This is a genomic window from Kitasatospora sp. NPDC096204 (assembly GCF_044763205.1).
Classification (GTDB): domain Bacteria; phylum Actinomycetota; class Actinomycetes; order Streptomycetales; family Streptomycetaceae; genus Kitasatospora.
This window is the reverse complement of record NZ_JBIWFT010000023.1, coordinates 91646-112570: the sequence shown is the minus strand read 5'-3', so window position 1 is coordinate 112570 and position 20925 is coordinate 91646. Positions and strand designations below refer to the sequence as shown.

The window sequence follows — 20925 nt, the reverse complement described above, 5'->3', positions numbered from 1 at the left end:
ATGTCTGACGAAGAGAAGCTCCGGACTTACCTCAAGCGCGCCACGGCCGACCTGGGAGTGCTCAGTAAGCGCCTCGCCGACATGGAGGAGGCCGCGCGCGAGCCGATCGCGATCATCGGCATGGGCTGCCGCTATCCGGGCGGAGTGGAGTCCCCGGCCGACCTGTGGCGGCTCGTCTCGGACGGTGCCGACGCGATCACCGAGTTCCCGCCGGACCGTGGATGGGACGTCGTCTACGACCCCGACCCGGACCGGCCGGGCACGACCTACAGCCGATCGGGCGGCTTCCTCGCCGACGGCGCCGGGTTCGACGCCGGGTTCTTCGGCATCTCGCCGCGCGAGGCACTGGCGATGGACCCGCAGCAGCGGGTGCTGCTGGAGACCGCGTGGGAGACCTTCGAGTACGCCGGCATCGACCCGACCACGCTCGGCGGCAGCCGCACTGCCGTGTTCACCGGCCTGTGGTCCTCCGGCTACGGCAACCAGCCGCCGCCGGACCTCGAAGGCTTCCTCGCCACCGGAACAGCCACCAGCGCCACGTCCGGGCGGGTGTCGTACCTGCTGGGGTTGGAGGGTCCCGCGGTGTCGGTGGACACGGCGTGCTCGTCGTCGCTGGTGGCGATCCACCTGGCGGCGCAGGCGCTGCGGGCGGGGGAGTGCTCGCTGGCGTTGGCCGGCGGTGTGACGGTGATGGCGACGCCGGCGGGGTTCGTCGAGTTCTCGCGGCAGCGGGGGCTCGCCGCCGACGGCCGGGTGAAGGCGTTCGCCGAGGCGGCCGACGGCACCAGCTGGGGTGAGGGCGCCGGCCTGCTGCTGCTGGAACGCCTGTCCGACGCCCGCCGCAACGGCCACCGGGTGCTGGCGGTCGTCCGGGGCTCGGCGGTGAACCAGGACGGCGCGTCGAACGGGCTCGCCGCGCCGAACGGCCCGTCCCAGGAACGCGTCATCCGGCAGGCGCTGGCGAACGCCGGACTGTCGACGGCGGACGTGGACGCGGCGGAGGCCCACGGCACCGGCACCACCCTCGGCGACCCCATCGAGGCCCAGGCACTCCTGGCGACCTACGGTCAGGGGCGGGACGAGCCGTTGTGGCTGGGGTCGGTGAAGTCCAACATCGGGCACACGCAGGCCGCCGCCGGCGTGGCGGGTGTGATCAAGATGGTCATGGCGATGCGGCACGGTGAACTGCCGCGGACCCTCCACGTGGACGCACCGACCTCGCACGTCGACTGGTCGGCGGGCCGTGTCTCCCTGCTCACCGAGGCCCGGCCGTGGCCGGAGACGGGGCGTCCCCGCCGTGCCGGCGTGTCGGCGTTCGGCATCAGCGGCACCAACGCGCACGTGGTGATCGAGGCGGCTGCCGAGGAGCCGGTCCGGGTTCCGGCGGAGTCCGCGGGCGGGGCGGTGCCGTGGGCGCTGTCGGCGAAGTCGGATGCGGCGCTGCGGGAGCAGGCGCGTCGGCTGAAGGCGTTCCTGGCCGGGCATCCGGAGCTCGGCGCGGTTGCGGTGGGCCGGGCGCTGGCGGGGCGGTCGCGTTTCGAGCACCGTGCGGTGCTGAACGGTGTGGAGGCCCTGGAGGCGCTGGAGGCGCTGGCGGAGGGCCGGTCGGTGCCGGGTCTGGTCACCGGGACCGCTCGTCCGCTGGGTCGTTCGGTGTTCGTGTTCCCGGGGCAGGGCGCGCAATGGGTGGGCATGGGCGGGGAGTTGTACGCCTCCGAGCCGGTGTTCCGGGAGGCGATCGACGCGTGTGACGCGGCGTTGGCGCCGTACACGGACTGGTCGTTGGTGGAGGTGCTGACCGGCGGTGGTTCGCTGGAGCGGGTCGATGTGGTGCAGCCCGCGCTGTTCGCGGTGATGGTGGCGCTGGCCGAACTGTGGCGTGCCCATGGTGTGGAGCCTGACGCCGTCGTCGGGCATTCACAGGGGGAGATCGCGGCGGCGTACGTGGCCGGCGCGCTGTCCTTGCAGGACGCCGCCAAGGTGGTGGCGCTCCGGAGCAGGGCGCTGGCGGTGTTGGCCGACCAGGGCGGCATGGTCTCCATCGGGCTCGGGCATGAGCGGGCCGCCGAGTTCATGGCCCGCTGGGACGGCCGGCTGACCGTGGCGGTCGTCAACTCGGCGGACAGCGTGGTGGTATCGGGTGATCTGGACGCGCTGGACGAACTGCTGGCGGCCTGTGAGGCCGACGGCATCCGCGCCCGCCGGCTACCGGTGAACTACGCCGCCCACTCCGTCCAGGTCGAGGCGATCCGCGAGCAACTGCTCACCGAGCTCGCCGGGATCACGCCGCGCCCGGCGGCGATCCCGTTCTACTCCACGGTGACCGGCGAGGAGACCGACACCTCCGCCCTCGACACCGACTACTGGTACCGCAACCTCCGCGAACCCGTGCTGTTCGACCGGACCACCCGTGGGCTGCTCGACCACGGCCACACCGTCTTCGTCGAGGTCAGCCCGCACCCGGTCCTGGTCTCCGCCGTCGAGGGGACCGGTCACCACCACGGCTCCGACCTCCTCGTCACCGGCACGCTCCGGCGCGACCAGGACGACTTCCTCACCTCGCTCGGCCGCCTGCACGTCCACGGTGTCCCGGTCGACTGGCGGTTCCCGGACGACACCGAGCCCGTCAGCCTGCCGACGTACGCCTTCCAGCGCCAGCCGTACTGGCTGCGGCCCGTCCCGACGGAGTCGGGCGACCACCCCCTGCTCAGCACGTTCGTGGAACTGCCCGACGGCGCGGTGCTCAGCGGACGGATCTCACTCGCCACCCACCCGTGGCTGGCCGACCACGCCGTGCGGGGCTCCGTCCTGCTGCCCGGAACCGCGTTCGCGGAGATGGCGGCCTACGCGGCCGGCCGGCTCGGCCGCGCGGTCGAGGAGCTGGTGCTCGAAACGCCGCTCGTCCTCGACGACACCCCGGTGCACCTCCAGGTCGTCGTGGGCCCCGAGGACGACGGCCGCAACCCGCTCACGGTGTACTCGCGTGACGGCGACGAGTGGGTGCGGCACGCCACCGGGACCCTGGGCGAGGAGCCGGTGCTGAGCGACTGGGACTGGCCGCCGGCCGGTGAGCCCCTCGACGTCGACGGGCTCTACGACTCGCTGTCCGTGCTCGGCTACGAGTACGGGCCCGCGTTCCAGGGCGTCACGGCGGCCTGGCGGGTCGGCGACACCGTCTACGCCGAGGTGGAGCTTCCCGCCGAGGAACCGTTCGCCCTGCACCCCGCGCTGCTCGACGCCGCACTGCACCCCATGGCGTTCCTCACCGACCGCACCGGCCTGCCGTTCGCGTTCACCGGAGTGGCGATGCGGCCCGCCGGCCGAGGCCCGCTGCGCGTACGCCTCTCCGCCACCGGGCCGGACACGTACACCGTGGCCGTGGCCGATCCGGACGGCACCCCGGTCGCGGTCGTCACGTCGCTGACCGTCCGGGACGCCACCGCCGTCCCGGACAGCCTGTACGCACTCGACTGGGTGCCCTTCGAACGGCTGGCCCTCGAACCGGCACCGACGGGCGGCGACCCCGCGGACCTGGTCGTCTACGAGGTGCCCGGGCCGGAGCCCGAGGCGGACACCGTCGAGGCGGCGTACGAGAGCGCCCGGCGCGTACTCGCCGTGATCCGGGACCACTTGGCGGGCGAGCGGACGCGGCTGGCGGTCGTCACCCGCAACGCCGTCGCCGCCGCGCCCGGTGACGTGGTCGGCCTCCACCACTCGATGGTCTGGGGCCTGGTCCGCGGCGCGCGGGCCGAGCACCCCGACCGGTTCGTCCTGGTCGACGCCGACCCGACCTGGGACCCCGCGCTGATCGCCGGCACGGACGAGCCGGAACTGGCCGTACGCCAAGGGGCGCTGCGCGTCCCCCGCCTGGTCCGCGTCGGCGCCAGCCTCACCCCGCCGGACGGGACCTGGCGGCTGGAGGACACCGGCACCGGCAGCATCGACGACCTGGCGCTGGTGCCCCGCCCGGAGCTCATGGATCCGCTGGGGCCCGGGCAGGTCCGGATCGCCACGCGGGCGGCCGGCCTGAACTTCCGGGACGTGCTGATCGCCCTCGGCGTCTACCCCGGCGAGGCCCTGATGGGCGGCGAAGGCGCGGGCGTCGTCCTCGAAAGCGGCCCGGACACCCGGTTCCGGCCCGGCGACCGCGTCATGGGCCTGCTCCCCGGCGCCTTCGGCCCGGTCACCGTCGCCGACGCGCGGCTGCTGGTCCGGATGCCCGACGACTGGTCGTTCGCCAGGGCCGCGGCAGTGCCCGTGGTGTTCATGACCGCCTGGTACGGCCTGCGGGACCTGGGCGGGCTGAAGGCCGGTGACCGGGTGCTGATCCACGCGGGTACCGGCGGTGTCGGCATGGCGGCGATCCAGCTGGCCCGGCGGCTCGGGGCGGAGGTGTTCGCCACCGCCGGCCCGGCCAAGTGGCACGTCCTGCGTGCCCTGGGACTGGACGAGGAGCACATCGCCTCGTCGCGCACCCTGGAGTTCGAGCAGAAGTTCCCGCCCATGGACGTCGTCCTGGACTCGCTGTCCGGCGAGTTCGTCGACGCCTCCCTGCGGCTGCTCGCGACCGGCGGCCGGTTCGTGGAGATGGGCAAGACCGACATCCGCGACGCGGCCGACCATCCCGACATCGTCTACCGGGCGTTCGACATCGCCGACGCGGGGCCGGAGCGGCTCGGCGAGATCCTGGACGCCGTCGTACGGGCCTTCACGGACGGCGGGTTCGCACCGCTGCCGTTGGACGTCCGCGGGGTCCGGGACGCGGTCGACGTGTTCCGGTTCATGAGCCAGGCCGCCCACGTGGGGAAGATCGTCCTCACTGTTCCGGCGGATCTCGACCCCGACGGTACGGTGCTGATCACCGGTGGTACGGGGACGCTGGGGGGCCATGTGGCCCGGCATCTGGTGGCCGAGCGGGGTGTGCGGCACCTGTTGCTGGTCAGCCGTAGTGGTGGCGGGGCGGCGTTGTGCGAGGAGCTGGCCGGGCTGGGCGCGGAGGTGACCGTTGTGGCCTGTGACGTGGCCGACCGGGACGCGCTGGCGGCCGTCCTGGACTCGATCCCGGCGGCGCACCCGCTGACCGCGGTCGTCCACGCGGCCGGTGTGCTCGACGACGCCGTGGTCGAGTCCCTGACCCCCGAACGCCTCGCCGCGGTCTGGGAGCCCAAGGCCCGGGCGGCCTGGAACCTGCACGAACTCACCCGGGGGCTGGACCTGACGGCGTTCGTCCTCTTCTCCTCGGCGGCCGGCACGCTCGGCAGCCCCGGGCAGGCCAACTACGCCGCGGCCAACACCTTCCTCGACGCCCTCGCCGTGCACCGGCGCGCCCTCGGACTGCCGGCGACCTCGCTGGCCTGGGGCTACTGGGCCGAGCTGAGCGGCATGACCGGGCACCTGACCGGTGTCGACCAGGACCGGCTCACGCGAGCCGGGGTCGTGCCGCTGGCCACCGACCACGCCCTGTCGCTGTTCGACGCGGCCCTGGCCACGGACCGGGCCGCGCTGGTGCCGGTACGCCTCGACCTGTCCGTGATGGCGGGCGCCCCGGCGGCCCCGGCGGCCCTCAAGGGCCTCGTCTCCCGCAAGGCGGCCCGGCGCCCGGCACGGCACGGCGCGATCGCCGACCGCCTGCGGTCACTGCCGGAGGCCGAACGGCTGCGCGCCGCACTCGACCTGGTCACCACCGACACCGCCGCCGTGCTCGGTCACCGCGAACCGGGGGCCGGATGGGAGCGGCAGCCGTTCAAGGACCTCGGCTTCGATTCCCTGACCTCCGTCGAACTGCGCAACCGGCTCAACACCGCCACCGGCCTGCGCCTGCCCGCCACCGTCACCTTCGACCACCCCACCCCGCGGCAACTCGCCGAGCACCTGCTGAGCGAGATCCTCGGTGGGGGTGTGGTGCCGGTGGTGCCGGTGGGTGGGGTGGGTGTCGGGGCCGATCCGGTGGTGATCGTGGGCATGGGGGCCCGGTATCCGGGTGGGGTGGGGTCTCCGGAGGACCTGTGGGGCCTGGTGTCGGGTGGGGTGGACGCGATCGGGGGGTTCCCGTCGGATCGCGGGTGGGACGTCGAGGGGTTGTTCCATCCGGACGCGGACCATCCCGGGACGTCGTACACGCGGTCGGGTGGATTCCTCGCGGACGCGGTGGGGTTCGACGCGGATTTCTTCGGGATCTCGCCGCGTGAGGCACTCGCCATGGACCCGCAGCAGCGGGTGCTGCTGGAGACCGCGTGGGAGACGTTCGAGGACGCGGGGATCGATCCGACGTCGTTGCGGGGCAGCCAGACGGGCGTCTTCACCGGCATCTGGGCATCCGGCTACGGAGACCAGGCACCCGCCGACGCCGAGGGCTACCTCGGTACGGGCGCCGCGACCAGCGTGACCTCCGGCCGGATCGCCTACCTGCTGGGGCTGGAGGGCGCGGCGGTCTCGCTGGACACCGCCTGCTCGTCCTCGCTGGTGGCGATCCACCTGGCGGCGCAGGCGCTCCGCTCGGGGGAGTGCTCGCTGGCCCTGGCCGGCGGGGTGACCGTGATGGCGACCCCGCTGGGGTTCACGGAGTTCTCACGCCAGCGCGGCCTGGCTCCCGACGGCAGGGTGAAGGCGTTCGCCGAGGCGGCCGACGGTACGGCGTGGGCCGAGGGTGCCGGCTTGCTGCTGCTGGAGCGGTTGTCGGACGCCCGTCGCAACGGCCACCGGGTGCTGGCGGTGGTGCGGGGCTCGGCGGTGAACCAGGACGGCACCTCCAACGGCCTCGGGGCGCCGAACGGTCCGTCGCAGGAGCGGGTGATCCGTCAGGCCCTCGCCAACGCCGGGCTGGCGGCGTCCGAGGTGGACGCGGTGGAGGCGCATGGCACGGGGACGACCCTCGGTGACCCCATCGAGGCGCAGGCCCTGCTGGCGACCTACGGCCGGGACCGGGTGGAGCCGTTGTGGCTGGGGTCGGTGAAGTCCAACATCGGCCACACCCAGGCCGCCGCCGGCGTGGCCGGTGTGATCAAGATGGTGATGGCGATGCGGCACGGGCAGTTGCCGCCGACGCTGCACGTCGACGCGCCGACCTCGCACGTCGACTGGGAGTCCGGAAACATCCGGCTGCTGACCGAGGCCCGGCCGTGGCCCGACAACGGCCACCTGCGTCGCGCGGGCATCTCGGCGTTCGGCATCAGCGGCACCAACGCGCATGTGGTGATCGAGGCTGCTGCCGAGGAGCCGGTCCGGGTTTCGGCCGGGTCCGCGGGCGGGGTGGTGCCGTGGGTGTTGTCGGCGAAGTCGGATGTGGCGTTGCGGGAGCAGGCGCGCCGGCTGGGTGCCTTCACCGCCGTCCGTCCCGAGGTGAGCCCGGCGGCGGTCGGGGGCGCTCTGGCCGCCCGCACCGTGTTCGAGCACCGTGCGGTGCTGAACGGTGTGGAGGCCCTGGAGGCGCTGGCAGAGGGCCGGTCGGTGCCGGGTCTGGTCACCGGGACCGCTCGTCCGTTGGGTCGTTCGGTGTTCGTGTTCCCGGGGCAGGGTGCGCAGTGGGTGGGCATGGGTGGGGAGTTGTACGCCTCGGAGCCGGTGTTCCGGGAGGCGATCGACGCGTGTGCTGCGGCGTTGGCGCCCTACACGGACTGGTCGTTGGTGGAGGTGCTGACCGGCGGTGGTTCGCTGGAGCGGGTGGACGTGGTGCAGCCGGCGCTGTTCGCGGTGATGGTCGCGCTGGCCGAACTGTGGCGGGCCCATGGTGTGGAGCCTGACGCGGTCGTCGGGCATTCGCAGGGCGAGATCGCCGCGGCGTACGTGGCGGGGGCGTTGTCGTTGGAGGACGCCGCGAAGGCGGTCGCTCTGCGCAGCGGGGCTCTGGTCGCTCTGGCCGATCAGGGGGGGATGGTGTCGGTCGGGCTCGGGCATGAGGCGGCGGCCGAGTTCGTGGCCCGTTGGGACGGGCGGCTGACGGTGGCGGTGGTCAATGCCCCCGGTTCGGTCGTCGTGTCGGGTGATCTGGACGCGCTGGACGAACTGCTGGCGGCCTGTGAGGTCGACGGTGTCCGGGCCCGTCGGCTGCCGGTGAACTACGCCGCCCATTCCGTGCAGGTCGAGGCGATCCGCGAGCAACTGCTCACCGAGCTCGCCGGGATCACGCCGCGCCCTGCGGTGATCCCGTTCTACTCGACGGTGACCGGCGAGGAGATCGACACCTCCGTCCTCGACGCCGACTACTGGTACCGCAACCTCCGCGAACCCGTGCTGTTCGACCGGACCACCCGGCTGCTGCTCGCCTCGGGTGGCGACCCCGTCTTCGTCGAGGTCAGCCCGCACCCGGTGCTCACGCCCGCGCTGGAGGAGCACGAGGCGGGTGTGGTGACCGGGACACTGCGTCGCGACCACGGCACCCCGGCCGAGTTCCTGGCCGCCGCGGCGCGGCTGTTCGTCGCGGGTGTGCCGGTGCGGTGGCCGTTCCCTGAAGGGGAGCCGGTGGCGCTGCCCACCTACCCCTTCCAGCGGACGCGGTTCTGGCTCGCCGGAGGCGCGGGCGACGTGTCCGCGGCCGGGCTCGACTCGGTGGACCACCCGCTGCTCGGCGCCGCTGTCGAGGTGGGCGAGCAGCGGGTCCTGACGGGTCGGCTCTCCCTGGCCACCCACCCCTGGCTCGCGGACCACTCCGTCCTCGGGACGGTGCTGCTGCCCGCGACGGCGTTCGTGGAACTGGTGGTGCACGCGGCCGGGGCGGCAGTGGAGGAACTGGTCCTGGAGGCGCCGCTGGTGTTGCCCGCGGACGGCGCGGTGGACGTGCAGGTCGTCGTGGGCGAGCCGGACGAGACCGGCCGCCGCACGGTCGACGTCCGGTCCCGTACGGACGGTTGGGTGCGGCACGCCACCGGCACGGTGAGCGGGCAGCCTGTGGTCGGGCGGGCCGTGGTCGGACGGGAGTTGACGCAATGGCCGCCGGCCGGCGCGGAACCGGTCACCGGGCTCTACGACACGCTCGCCGCGGCGGGCTACGAGTACGGGCCGGCCTTCCAGGCCGTGCAGGCGGTGTGGCGCCGCGGCAGCGAGGTGTTCGCCGAGGTCACCGTGCCGGACGCGGCCCGGTTCTCCGTCCATCCGGCCCTGCTGGACGCCGCCCTGCAACCACTGGCGCTGCTGGCCGGCACGGAAGGTGACGTGCGGCTGCCGTTCTCGCTGAGCGGGATCGCGGTCCACCGCACCGGTGTGACCTCCGCGCGCGTGCGGCTGACGGTGGTGCGCCCCGGCACGTACGCCGTCCACCTGGCGGACCGGTCCGGCGAGCCCGTGGCGACCGTCGAGGCGCTGACCACCCGTCCGATGGCCGAACGCGGCCCGCTGTACGCCCTCGACTGGATTCCGCTGACCCCCGGCGAAGGCGCGCTCGGCGACGCCGTCGTCTCGCCCGGCTCGGTCGCCGAGGCGCTGACGGCCGTCCAGGACTTCCTGGCCGGGCCCGGCGAACGGCTCGTGGTGCGCACGCGGGGCGCGGTCGCCGTCGTTCCCGGTGACGGGGTGAGCGACCCGGAGGCCTCGGCCGTATGGGGCCTGGTCCGGTCCGCGCAGTCCGAGCACCCCGGCCGGTTCGTGCTCGTGGACGCCGACGAGCTGCCCGACGGCCTGTCGGTCGGCGACGAGGACCAGGTGGCGGTGCGCCGGGGGGCCGTCTACGTGCCCCGGCTCGTGCGCTCCGCACCGGAGGAGGCGTTCGACGGACGGCTGACGCAGGCGGGCACGGGCAGCCTGGACGATCTCGCCTTCCTGCCGTACGAGCAGGCCCCGCCCGGGCCCCGGGAGGTGCGCGTCGCCGTGCGGGCGGCCGGCCTGAACTTCCGGGACGTGCTGATCGCCCTCGGCGTCTACCCCGGCGAGGCGCTGCTCGGCAGCGAGGGCGCGGGCGTCGTCACCGAGGTCGGCGCCGAGGTCACCGGGCTGCGGCCGGGTGACCGGGTCGCCGGGCTGCTGCCCGGCGCGTTCGGCCGGGTGGCCGTCGCCGACCACAGGGTGCTGGTGCGCATCCCCGACGAGTGGACGTTCACCCAGGCCGCCGCCGTGCCGATCGCGTTCATGACCGCCTGGTACGGCCTGCGCGACCTGGGCGGGCTGAAGGCCGGTGACCGGGTGCTGATCCACGCGGGTACCGGCGGTGTCGGCATGGCGGCGATCCAGCTGGCCCGGCGGCTCGGGGCGGAGGTGTTCGCCACGGCCGGCCCGGCCAAGTGGCACATCCTGCGTGCCCTGGGGCTGGACGAGGAGCACATCGCCTCGTCGCGCACCCTGGAGTTCGAGCAGAAGTTCCCGCCCATGGACGTCGTCCTGAATTCGCTGTCCGGCGAGTTCCTGGACGCCTCCCTGCGGCTGCTCGCGACCGGCGGGCGGTTCGTGGAGATGGGCAAGGCCGACGTCCGACCCGGCGTGCTGGCCTTCGACCTGGCCGACGCGGGACCGGAGCGGCTGGCGGAGATCCTGGCCGAGACCGTCCGGCTGCTCGGCGCGGGCGAGCTGCGGCTGCCACCGCTCACCACCTGGGACGTCCGCCGCGCGCGGGACGCCTTCCGGTTCATGAGCCAGGCCGCTCACGTGGGGAAGATCGTCCTCACTGTTCCGGCGGATCTCGACCCCGACGGTACGGTGTTGGTCACCGGTGGTACGGGGACGCTGGGGGGCCATGTGGCCCGGCATCTGGTGGCCGAGCGGGGTGTGCGGCACCTGTTGCTGGTCAGCCGTAGTGGTGGCGGGGCGGCGTTGCGTGAGGAACTGGCCGGGCTGGGCGCGGAGGTGACGGTTGCGGCCTGTGACGTGGCCGACCGGGACGCGCTGGCGGCCGTCCTGGACTCGATCCCGGCGGCGCACCCGCTGACCGCGGTCGTCCACGCGGCCGGTGTGCTCGACGACGCCGTGGTCGAGTCCCTGACCCCCGAACGCCTCGCCGCGGTCTGGGAGCCCAAGGCCCGGGCGGCCTGGAACCTGCACGAACTCACCCGGGGGCTGGACCTGACGGCGTTCGTCCTCTTCTCCTCGGCGGCCGGCACGCTCGGCGCGGCAGGGCAGGCGAACTACGCGGCGGCGAACGCCTACCTCGACGGCCTGGCCGCGTACCGGCGTGCCCAGGGTCTGCCGGGCGTGTCGCTGGCCTGGGGCTACTGGGCCGAGACCAGCGGGCTGACCGGGCGGATGTCCGAGGCCGACGGTGAACGCCTCGCCCGGGCGGGGCTGCTGCCGATGGCGACCGACTACGGACTCGGGCTGTTCGACGGGGGCCTGGACACCGCGGAACCGGCGGTGGTCGCGGCCCGACTCAAGGTGTCCGCACTGGGCGACCGGCCGGTGCTGCGCGCGCTGACACGAGCCCGCAAACCGGCGCGGACCACCGGACTGGCGGGCGAGCTGGGATCGCTCCCCGAGGCCCGGCAACGCGAGATCCTGCTCGACCTGGTCAGCACCCACGCCTCGGCCGTGTTGGGCCGCAACGACGAGATCGGTGGCGACCTGGCCTTCAAGGACCTGGGCTTCGACTCGCTGACCGGCGTGGAGCTGCGCAACCGGCTGTCCACGGCGGTCGGGACCCGACTGTCGGCGACGATGGTCTTCGACCACCCGACCCCGGCCCGGCTGGCCGAATACCTGCGTGAGGTGGTCCTCGGCAAGGAACGCCGGACGGTCGCGCCCGTGCCGGTCGGTGTTCCGGTGTCGGACGATCCGGTGGTCGTGGTGGGGCTGGGGGCCCGGTACCCGGGTGGGGTGGGGTCTGCCCAGGAGTTGTGGGATCTGGTGTCCGATGGGGTCGACGCGGTGGGGGAGTTCCCGTCGGACCGTGGCTGGGACGTGGGCCGTCTCTACGATCCGGCCGGCGGTCCCGGGACGTCGTACACGCGGTCGGGTGGATTCCTCGCGGACGCGGGTGGCTTCGATGCCGCGTTCTTCGGGATCTCGCCGCGTGAGGCACTTGCCATGGATCCGCAGCAGCGGGTGCTGCTGGAGACGGTGTGGGAGACCTTCGAGGACGCGGGGATCGATCCGACGTCGTTGCGGGGCAGCCAGACGGGCGTCTTCACCGGCATCTGGGCATCCGGTTACGCGGGCGGAGTGGACCAGATCTCACGCGACGCGGACGGCTACGTGGCCACCGGCACGGCGACGAGTGTGACCTCAGGGCGGGTGTCGTACCTGCTGGGGTTGGAGGGTCCCGCGGTGTCGGTGGACACGGCGTGCTCGTCGTCGCTGGTGGCGATCCATCTGGCGGCGCAGGCGCTGCGCTCGGGGGAGTGCTCGCTGGCTCTGGCCGGCGGTGTGACGGTGATGGCGACACCCGCCGCCTTCATCGACTTCTCCCGCCAGCGGGGGCTTGCGGCCGACGGTCGGGTGAAGGCGTTCGCCGAGGCCGCCGATGGTACGGCGTGGGGTGAGGGTGCGGGTGTCGTGCTGCTGGAGCGGTTGTCGGACGCCCGCCGTAACGGTCACCGGGTGTTGGCGGTGGTGCGGGGTTCGGCGGTGAACCAGGACGGGGCGTCCAACGGGTTGACCGCGCCGAACGGTCCGTCGCAGGAGCGGGTGATCCGTCAGGCCCTGGCCAATGCCGGGTTGGCGGCGTCCGAGGTGGACGCGGTGGAGGCGCACGGCACCGGCACCACGCTCGGTGACCCGATCGAGGCCCAGGCACTCCTGGCGACGTACGGCGGGGACCGGGCGGAGCCGTTGTGGCTGGGGTCGGTGAAGTCGAACATCGGCCACACCCAGGCCGCCGCCGGCGTGGCCGGTGTGATCAAGATGGTCATGGCGATGCGGCACGGTGAACTGCCGCCGACACTGCATGTCGACGCGCCGACCTCGCACGTCGACTGGTCGGCGGGCCGTGTCTCCCTGCTCACCGAGGCCCGGCCGTGGCCGCAGACGGGGCGTCCCCGCCGTGCCGCCGTGTCGGCGTTCGGCATCAGCGGCACCAACGCGCACGTGATCCTGGAGGCACCGGCCCCGGACCCGGCCGAGGAGACCTCGCCCGAGTCCCCTGCCGCTTCCACGCCCGCCCCCGCAGCCGTCGTGCCGCTGCCGTGGCTGCTGTCGGCCAAGTCCGAGCAGGCGCTCCGGGCCCAGGCCCGCAGGCTGCAGGCGTACGCGGCCAAGTCCCCCGACACCGAGTCCCCCGACACGGACGGAATCGCCGCCGCGCTCGCCGCGCGGACCCGGTTCGCCCACCGGGCCGTGGTGACCGGACCGGAGGCATTGACGGCCCTGCTGCGCGGGGAGGTGCATCCCGGGCTGGTGACCGGCGAAGCCCGCGACTCCGGCAGGTCGGCGTTCGTGTTCTCCGGGCAGGGTGGTCAGTGGGCGGGGATGGGACGGGGTCTGTACCGGGAGTTCCCGGTGTTCGCGCGGGTGTTGGACGAGGTCTGCGGGTTGCTGGGGTTGCCGGTGGAGGTGTTGTTCGAGGACGGGGAGGGGGTGTTGGGGCAGACGCTGTTCACCCAGGGCGGTGTGTTCGCGTTGGAGGTGGCGCTGTTCCGGCTGGTGGAGTGGCTGGGGGTTCGGCCGGACTTCGTGGTCGGGCACTCGGTGGGTGAGGTGGCGGCGGCCCATGTGGCGGGCGTTCTGAGCCTGGAGGACGCGTGTGCGCTGGTGAGCGTGCGGGGTCGGTTGATGCAGGAGTTGCCCGGTGGTGGGGCGATGGTGTCGCTCCAGGCGTCGGTGGAGGAAGTGTCGGGCTCGCTGGTGCCGGGTGCCGAGGTGGCGGCGGTCAACGGGTCGGATGCGGTGGTGGTGTCGGGGGACGAGGCCGCGGTGGAGGCGGTCGCTGAGGTGTGGCGGGGCCGTGGGCGCCGGGTGAAGCGGCTGGAGGTCAGTCACGCGTTCCATTCGGCGCGGATGGATCCGGTGCTGGAGGAACTCGGCAAGGTGGCTGAGGGCCTGTCGTTCGGTGAGCCGGTGATCCCGGTGGTCTCCACGGTGGCCGGGCGTCCGGTGGACATGGGGGAGCCGGGGTACTGGGTGCGGCAGGTGCGGGAGCCGGTCCGGTTCGCCGATGCCATGGAGTGGCTGGCGGGCCAGGGCGCGACGGGATTCGTGGAGGTGGGTCCGCATCCGGTGCTGGTGGGCAACGGGTTGATGCGCCGTGGTGGTGACTCCCCGGAGCGGTTGTTCGCGGGGCTGGGGCGGTTGTGGGCGGACGGCGCGGTGCGCTGGACGCCGCCCACGACCACGGCGGCGGGAACGTCGGGCGTGCGGGTGCCTTCGTACGCCTTCCAGCACCAGCACTACTGGCTCCAGCCCACCACCCCGTCGGAGGGCCTCGACACGCCCGACCACCCGCTGCTGCGGTCCCTGGTCAAGCTCCCCGACGGGCAGGGCGTGGTGCTGACCGGGAAACTCTCCGCGTCCGTCCACCCGTGGCTGGCCGAGCACACCGTGCTCGGTTCGACGCTGCTGCCCGCGATGGCGTTCGTGGACATGGCCGTCCACGCCGGCGAGCACACGGCCAGCCCCGTCCTGTCCGAGCTGGTCCTGGAGGCGCCGCTCGTGCTGTCCGAGCGCGACGGTGTGCACGTGCAGGTCACCGTCGGCGCACCCGACGACACCGGACGCCGGCCCGTCACCGTCCACTCCCGCACCTCCGCCGAGCCCGACGAGTGGACCCGCCACGCGACCGGCGTGCTCAGTCCGCCGGCGGACCGGGCGACAGGGGCCGACCGGACGGCCGTGCCCGGGGCGGACGACGGCGAGGCCGCGCCGATCGACATCGGCTCGCTCTACGACCGGCTCGCCGAAGCCGGCTACGACTACGGGCCGGCCTTCCAGGGGCTCACCGGCATCCGGCGGCACGGCGAGGACCTGCACGCCGAGGTGAGCTTCCCGGCGGACCCCGCGCAGCTCACCGGTTACCGCGTCCACCCCGCGCTCCTCGACGCCGCCATCCAGCCGCTGACCCTGCTCGCCGGCCTCGCGGCCGAGGACGGCGGCGCCGGCGGCAGCCAGGCGCGGATGCCCTTCTCGTTCTCCGGTGTGTCGGTCACCGGGTCGGCCGCGACGGCCCACGTGGTGTTGCACCCGACCGGGCCGGACACCTACGCGGTGCGGATCACCGACACCGCCGGGATACCGGTCGTGAGCATCGAGGAGATCGTCCTGCGGCCCGTCGAGGCGGTGGGTCAAGGCGCCGGGCGCCGGCCGAACACGCTGTTCGCCGTCGACTGGACCCCGATGGCGGCACCGGACGGCCCGGACACCGAGACGGTCCTCCACGAGGTCGTCGGCGAGGGCGAACCGGTCGCGGCCGCCCACGCGGTGACCCGGGAACTGCTCGGCAGGGTCCGGGAGTTCCTGGCCGCCGACACGCCGGCCCGGCTCGTGGTCCTCACCGGCGACGACCTGGCCTCGGCCGCCGCCCGCGGCTTCCTGCGCAGCGCGCACAGCGAGAACCCCGGGCGGATCCTGACCGTCCGGCACGACGGCACGGCCGCCTCACGACGGGCGATCCCCGCCGCGGTGCGCGCCGCCGTGAGCGACGGCGAGCCCGAGATCCAGTTGCGGGACGGAACCGCCCTCGTGCCGAGGCTGGTGAGGGCCGCCCCGACCGCCCCGGCCGGGCCCCTGGACGGCGCGCCTCTGGACGGCGCGCCCCTGGACGGCGCGCCCCTGGACGGCACCGTGCTGATCACCGGCGGCACCGGCACCCTCGGCGTTCTGGTCGCCCGGCACCTGGTCGAGCGGCACGGTGCCCGGCACGTGGTGCTCGCCGGCCGCCGCGGCGTCGAGCCGCCCGGGCTCCGGCAGGAGCTGGGCGCCGCCCTCACCGTGGTCGCCTGCGACGCCGGTGACCGCGGGGCGCTGAGGGATCTCGTCGCCTCGATCCCCGACCTGCGGGTCGTCGTGCACGCCGCCGGGGTCACCGACGACGCCGTGGTGGGATCGATGACACCGGAGCAGATCGACACGGTGCTGCGCTCGAAGGCCGATGCCGCGTGGCACCTGCACGAGGCCACCGAACACCTGGACCTGCGGGCGTTCGTGCTGTTCTCCTCGGCGTCCGGGGTGTTCGGCGCCCCCGGGCAGGCCAACTACGCCGCCGCGAACGCGTTCCTCGACGCGCTCGCCGAGCACCGGCACACGCGCGGTCTGCCCGCCACCTCCCTGGCCTGGGGCCAGTGGGCCGAGTCCAGCGGCATCACCGGGAACCTGACCGAGGCCGACCACCGCCGGCTGGCGAGGACCGGGATGCTGCCGCTGGCCACCGAGCAGGCCCTCGGCCTGTTCGACACCGCCCTGGCCGGCGACCGCCCGGCGCTGGTGCCGGTCCGCCTCGACCTCGCGGCGATCGACACCCCGCCCGCGCTGCTGCGCGGACTCGCTCGGCCGCGTCGCGCGCCGGCCCCGGCGGCCGGCCCCGGCGACCTGCGGGCCAGGCTCGAAGCCCTGCCCGAGCCGGAGCAGCGCGCCCTGCTGCTCGACCTGGTCGTCGCGCACAGCGCGAGCATCCTCGGGATGGCCCCCGGCGGGATCGACGACCCGCGGCAGCTGTTCCGCGACCACGGCGTCGACTCGCTGACCGCCATCGAGCTGCGCAACCGGCTCAACGCGGCCACCGGGCTCCAGCTCCCGGCGACCCTCGTGTTCGACTTCCCGACGCCCGAACAGCTCGTCAACCACCTCTACGGGCAGCTGTGCTCGCCGGAGAACCGGGTCGCCGGGCCGATGGAACAGCTGCTGCGCAAGGCCGTCGACGTCGGCCGCGCGCAGGACGGCCTCGACCTGCTGGCCACGGCGTCCCGGCTGAGCCCGGCCACCGACGCTCCCAAGGCCGAGGTGGTCGCCCTCGCGACCGGCTTCCTCCAGCCGTCGCTGGTCTGCCTGCCGTCCGCGCTGGCGTCCGGCGGCATCGAGGAGTACGGGCGGTTCGCCGCGGCGCTGGAGGCCGCCCGCGACGTCACGGCGGTCACCCTGCCGGGCTTCGCCGGCGACCCGCTGCCCGCGGACGCCGACGTCCTGGTCCAGGCACTCGCCGAGGCCGCGTCGGCCGCCGACGCGCCGGTGCTGGTCGGCCGTTCGGTGGGCGCGTGGCTGGCGCTGGCGACCGCCAGGGAACTGGAACGGCGGGGGGCCCGGCCCAGCGCCGTGGTGCTCATCGACGGCTACCCCGACGACCTGCCGGGTGTGCTCACCGGCATGCTCGACGCCGGCCACCAGGTCCAGCCGGTCGACGAGGACCGGCTGGTGGCCATGGGCCGCTACCTCGACCTGGCCGGCGCCCCGGAGCCCGTCACCGCGCCGGTACTGCTGGTGGGCACCGGGAAGCGCTCGTGGCCCCGGCTGTCCACCACCGCCCAGGAGGAGCTCACCGTCTCGGGCGACCACTTCACCGTGCTGGAGGAGCACTCCGCGGCCACGGCGCTGGCCATCAGTACCTGGCTCCTCGACTTCAGCGGATACGGGGCCGGGCTGTCCGCACTCAGGGGAAAGGACCATTCATGATCTGGGACAACGTCTACATCGGTGGAACGGGGCGGTACCTGCCGCCCCGCACGCCCGCGACGCAGGCCGTGCCCGACACCGAGACCATGCGGCGGCTGCTCGCGCTGTCGGACTTCGTGTCGTTCACCAGCTCCGAGGACGTCACCGAGCACGCGATGGCCGTGCACGCGGCGATCGGAGCCCTGCGCGAGTCCGGCCTCAGCGGCGCCGACATCTCCATGGCCGCCTACGCCCAGATGGACCACCAGGACCACATGGCGTCCTCCTGCCACCTGCAGCGCGTCCTCGGCCTCGGCCACGCCCTCGTCTACGAGGTCGAGGCGACCAGCAACGGCGGCTCGGCCGCGCTGCAGTCCGCCGCCGCGCACCTGGTGGCCGACCCGGCCGCGAGGGCGACCCTGGTCACGGCCACCGCCCGCTTCCTGCCGCCGCGGTGGGAACGCTGGCAGCCCACCGTCGGGATCTTCCTGGCCGACGGCGCGGTCGCGGCCGTGCTCAACCGCGAGGGCGGCCGGGCGCGGCTGGTCGCGACGGCCAACAGCTCCGCGACCCAGATGGAGGTCCTCGCCACCCCGACGATCCCGGACCCCAAGGGCCACCGAAACCGTACGCCGATCGAGGTCACCGGCCTGGCCCCGTACCTGACGCTGATGAGCGGGGCCCTGGTCACCGCGGTCGAGCAGGCCGCCAAGGAGGGCGGCGTCAGCATCTCCGACATCACCAGGTTCGTCGTCACCGGTCTGGGCCTGGCCCAGCTGGAGGTCGTCGTGCTGGAGCCGCTCGGCATCGACCTGGGCCGCACCACCTGGCCGATGCTGCGCGAGCTCGGCCACGTCGGGCCGTGCGACCAACTGCTCGGCATGGACCACCTGTTGCACGACGAGACCCTCAAGCCCGGCGACACCATCATGTCGATCGGCCTCGGCATGGGCTCGCGGTTCACCGCGTCCCTGCTGGAGGTCACCGAGCCGCCCAAGCCCCGTACGGCCACCATCTTCACCGAGCCGCTGCGCGCGCAGGCCCGGCCCGCCGACGCGTACGTCATCGACCCCTCCGGCGACGACATCTTCGGCGAGGCCGCCGCCCTGCGCGAGCGCGGCCCGGCCACGCCCGTCGAACTGCCCGGTGGCGTGTCGGCCTGGGCCGTCACCGGGCACGACCTGACGAAGAAGCTGCTGCTCGACCCGAAGGTCTCCAAGGACGCCAACAAGCACTGGCCCATGTGGCGCGACGGCGACATCCCGCCGGACTGGCCGCTGATCATGTGGGTCGCGATGCAGAACATGTTCACCGCCTACGGGTCCGACCACACCAGGCTGCGCAGCCTGGTGGCCAAGGCGTTCACCCCGCGCCGCATCGAAGCGATGCGGCCGCGCGTCGAGGAGATCACGGCCGGCCTGATCGCCGACCTGGCCGCGGTCCCGCCGGGGCAGACGGTCGACCTGCGCGCACGGTTCGCGTTCCCGCTGCCGATCCAGGTCATCACCGGACTGTTCGGGGTGACCGCGCAGACGGGCGCGGAGCTGCGGCGGCTGGTGGACGCGGTGTTCAGCCTCGACGCGGACCCGGCGGGCGTGCAGGCCGCCTCCGGCGAGCTGTACATGCTGCTCAAGGAACTCGTGGCCGCCAAGCGGCGCGACCCCGGCGACGACATGACCAGCGACCTGATCGCCGCGCGGGAGGCGGACGGCACGCGACTGTCCGAGCGGGAACTGCTGGACACCCTGCTGCTGAGCATCTCCGCCGGCTTCGAGACGACGGTCAACCTGCTCGACCACGCCATCCACGCGCTGGCCACCCACCCGTCCCAGCTCGCCCTGGTCCGGTCCGGGACCAGCACCTGGGAGGACGTGGTGGACGAGACCCTGCGCTGGCAGGCGCCGGTGCCGAACCTGCCGCTGCGGTACGCCGTGGAGGACATCTCCGCGGACGGCGTGCAGATCCGCAAGGGGGAGGCGATCCTGCTGTCCTACGGCGCGGCCGGCCGCGACCCGGCGCAGCACGGGGCCGACGCGGAGGAGTTCTCCGTCACCCGGCCGTCGCGGGCCGACCACCTCACCTTCGGGCACGGCGTGCACTTCTGCCTCGGCAGCCCGCTGGCGAAGCTGGAGGCGACGACGGCGCTGTCCGCGCTGTTCTCCCGGTTCCCCCGGCTGCGGCTGGCCGTCCCGTCGTCCGAACTCGAGCCGCTGGGTTCCTTCTTCACCAACGGGCACAAGACTCTTCCGGTCATCCTGGAGGAGGGCTGATGGCCCATTTCGCCTTCGTGAGCGCGCCCGCGTCCGGGCACGTGAACCCGACCCTGCCGCTGGTCGAAGAGCTGGTCCGGCGCGGTCACCGGGTCAGCTACGCCACGGGACCGGCCACCATGGACGCCGCCTCCGCCGCCGGGGCGTCGCCGGTGACCCTGCCCTCGCAGCTGCCGCCCGACATGGCGGCGCGGAGCGAGTTCACGGCGGAACAGCTCGCCGTGACGATGGAGCACTACCTCGACGACGCGCGCGCCTCCTTCCCCGTCCTGGCCGAGCACTTCTCGGCCGACCCGCCGGACGCGGTGTGCTACGACTCGGTGACCTTCACCGGGAGGATGCTGGCGAACCTGCTCGGCGTGCGGGAGATCTCCCTGGTGCCGACCTTCGCGGAGAACGAGTCCTTCTCGGCGGCGCAGGTGTACCTACCGGCCGACTTCGACCACACCAACCCCCGACTGGTGGCCGCGATCCAGGACACGGGGAAGTTCGCGCAGGGCCACACCTTCCTCGAGGACCCGAACCTGATGTTCGGCCACGTGGCCCCGACGAGCCTGGTGTTCATCCCCCGCGAGTTCCAGATGTCGGGGGACACCTTCGACGAGCGCTTCCACTTCGTCGGGCCTTCGCTGAGCAGCCGGCAGACCGCTGAGCAGTGGAGCCCCCGGTCGCAGGCCCCGGTGCTGCTGATATCGCTGGGAACCGTCTTCAACGACCGGCCCGATTTCTACCGGGCCTGCATCGAGGCGTTCGGGGACAGTGACTGGCAGGTCGTCATGGCGGTGGGCGGGCTGGACCAGGAGTCGCTGGGCCCGATCCCGGCGAACGTCGAAGTGCACGCGCACGTGCCGCAGGCGGCGGTGCTGCGACACACCGAGGTGTTCCTGAGCCACGCCGGGATGAACTCGGCGATGGAGTCCCTCTACCACGGGGTGCCCTTCGTGGCGGTGCCGCAGATTCCGGAACAGCGGGCGGTCGCCCGGCGGGCGGAGGAGCTGGGGGTCGGCCGGACGCTCGCCGAGCCGACCGTACAGGGCCTGCGCGACGCCCTCCAGGACGTCCGGTCCTGCCGCCCCCGGGCGGCGGCCCTGAGCCCGGTCGTGCGCGGGGCGGGCGGCGCGTCCAAGGGGGCGGACGTCCTGGAGGAGCTGCTGACGCGGTAGCGGCCGGGCTCCACCGGGCGGGGTGCGGGTGCGCACTGCCCGGTGGAGCCCGTTCCCGCGCACGG

3 protein-coding genes are annotated in these 20925 nt (G+C 73.7%); all 3 read left to right on the top strand.

Annotation, left to right across the window (positions count from 1 at the left end; genetic code table 11):
- The 3 genes from ACIQ87_RS24605 to ACIQ87_RS24595 are packed head-to-tail and all read left to right on the top strand — an operon-like array spanning position 1 to position 20860.
- On the top strand, positions 1-17448 hold the full coding sequence (locus ACIQ87_RS24605; protein ID WP_402410129.1) for an SDR family NAD(P)-dependent oxidoreductase: 17448 nt from the start codon (positions 1-3) through the stop codon (positions 17446-17448).
- A complete protein-coding gene (locus tag ACIQ87_RS24600; protein ID WP_402410127.1) occupies positions 17445-19697 on the top strand; it encodes a cytochrome P450 in 2253 nt (750 codons plus the stop codon). The genes ACIQ87_RS24605 and ACIQ87_RS24600 overlap by 4 nt, the downstream gene beginning before the upstream one ends.
- Entirely contained in the window at positions 19697-20860 is a 1164-nt protein-coding gene (locus ACIQ87_RS24595) for a macrolide family glycosyltransferase (RefSeq protein ID WP_402410126.1), read from the top strand. Before ACIQ87_RS24600 ends, ACIQ87_RS24595 begins: the two co-directional genes overlap by 1 nt.
- Positions 20861-20925: the final 65 nt, after the last annotated feature.

What these genes read in the sequence shown, in the direction of transcription:
- ACIQ87_RS24595 (WP_402410126.1), top strand. Translation starts at nt 19,697, where the DNA reads ATGGCCCATTTCGCCTTCGTGAGCGCGCCCGCGTCCGGGCACGTGAAC.
- ACIQ87_RS24605 (WP_402410129.1), top strand. Translation starts at nt 1, where the DNA reads ATGTCTGACGAAGAGAAGCTCCGGACTTACCTCAAGCGCGCCACGGCC.
- ACIQ87_RS24600 (WP_402410127.1), top strand. Translation starts at nt 17,445, where the DNA reads ATGATCTGGGACAACGTCTACATCGGTGGAACGGGGCGGTACCTGCCG.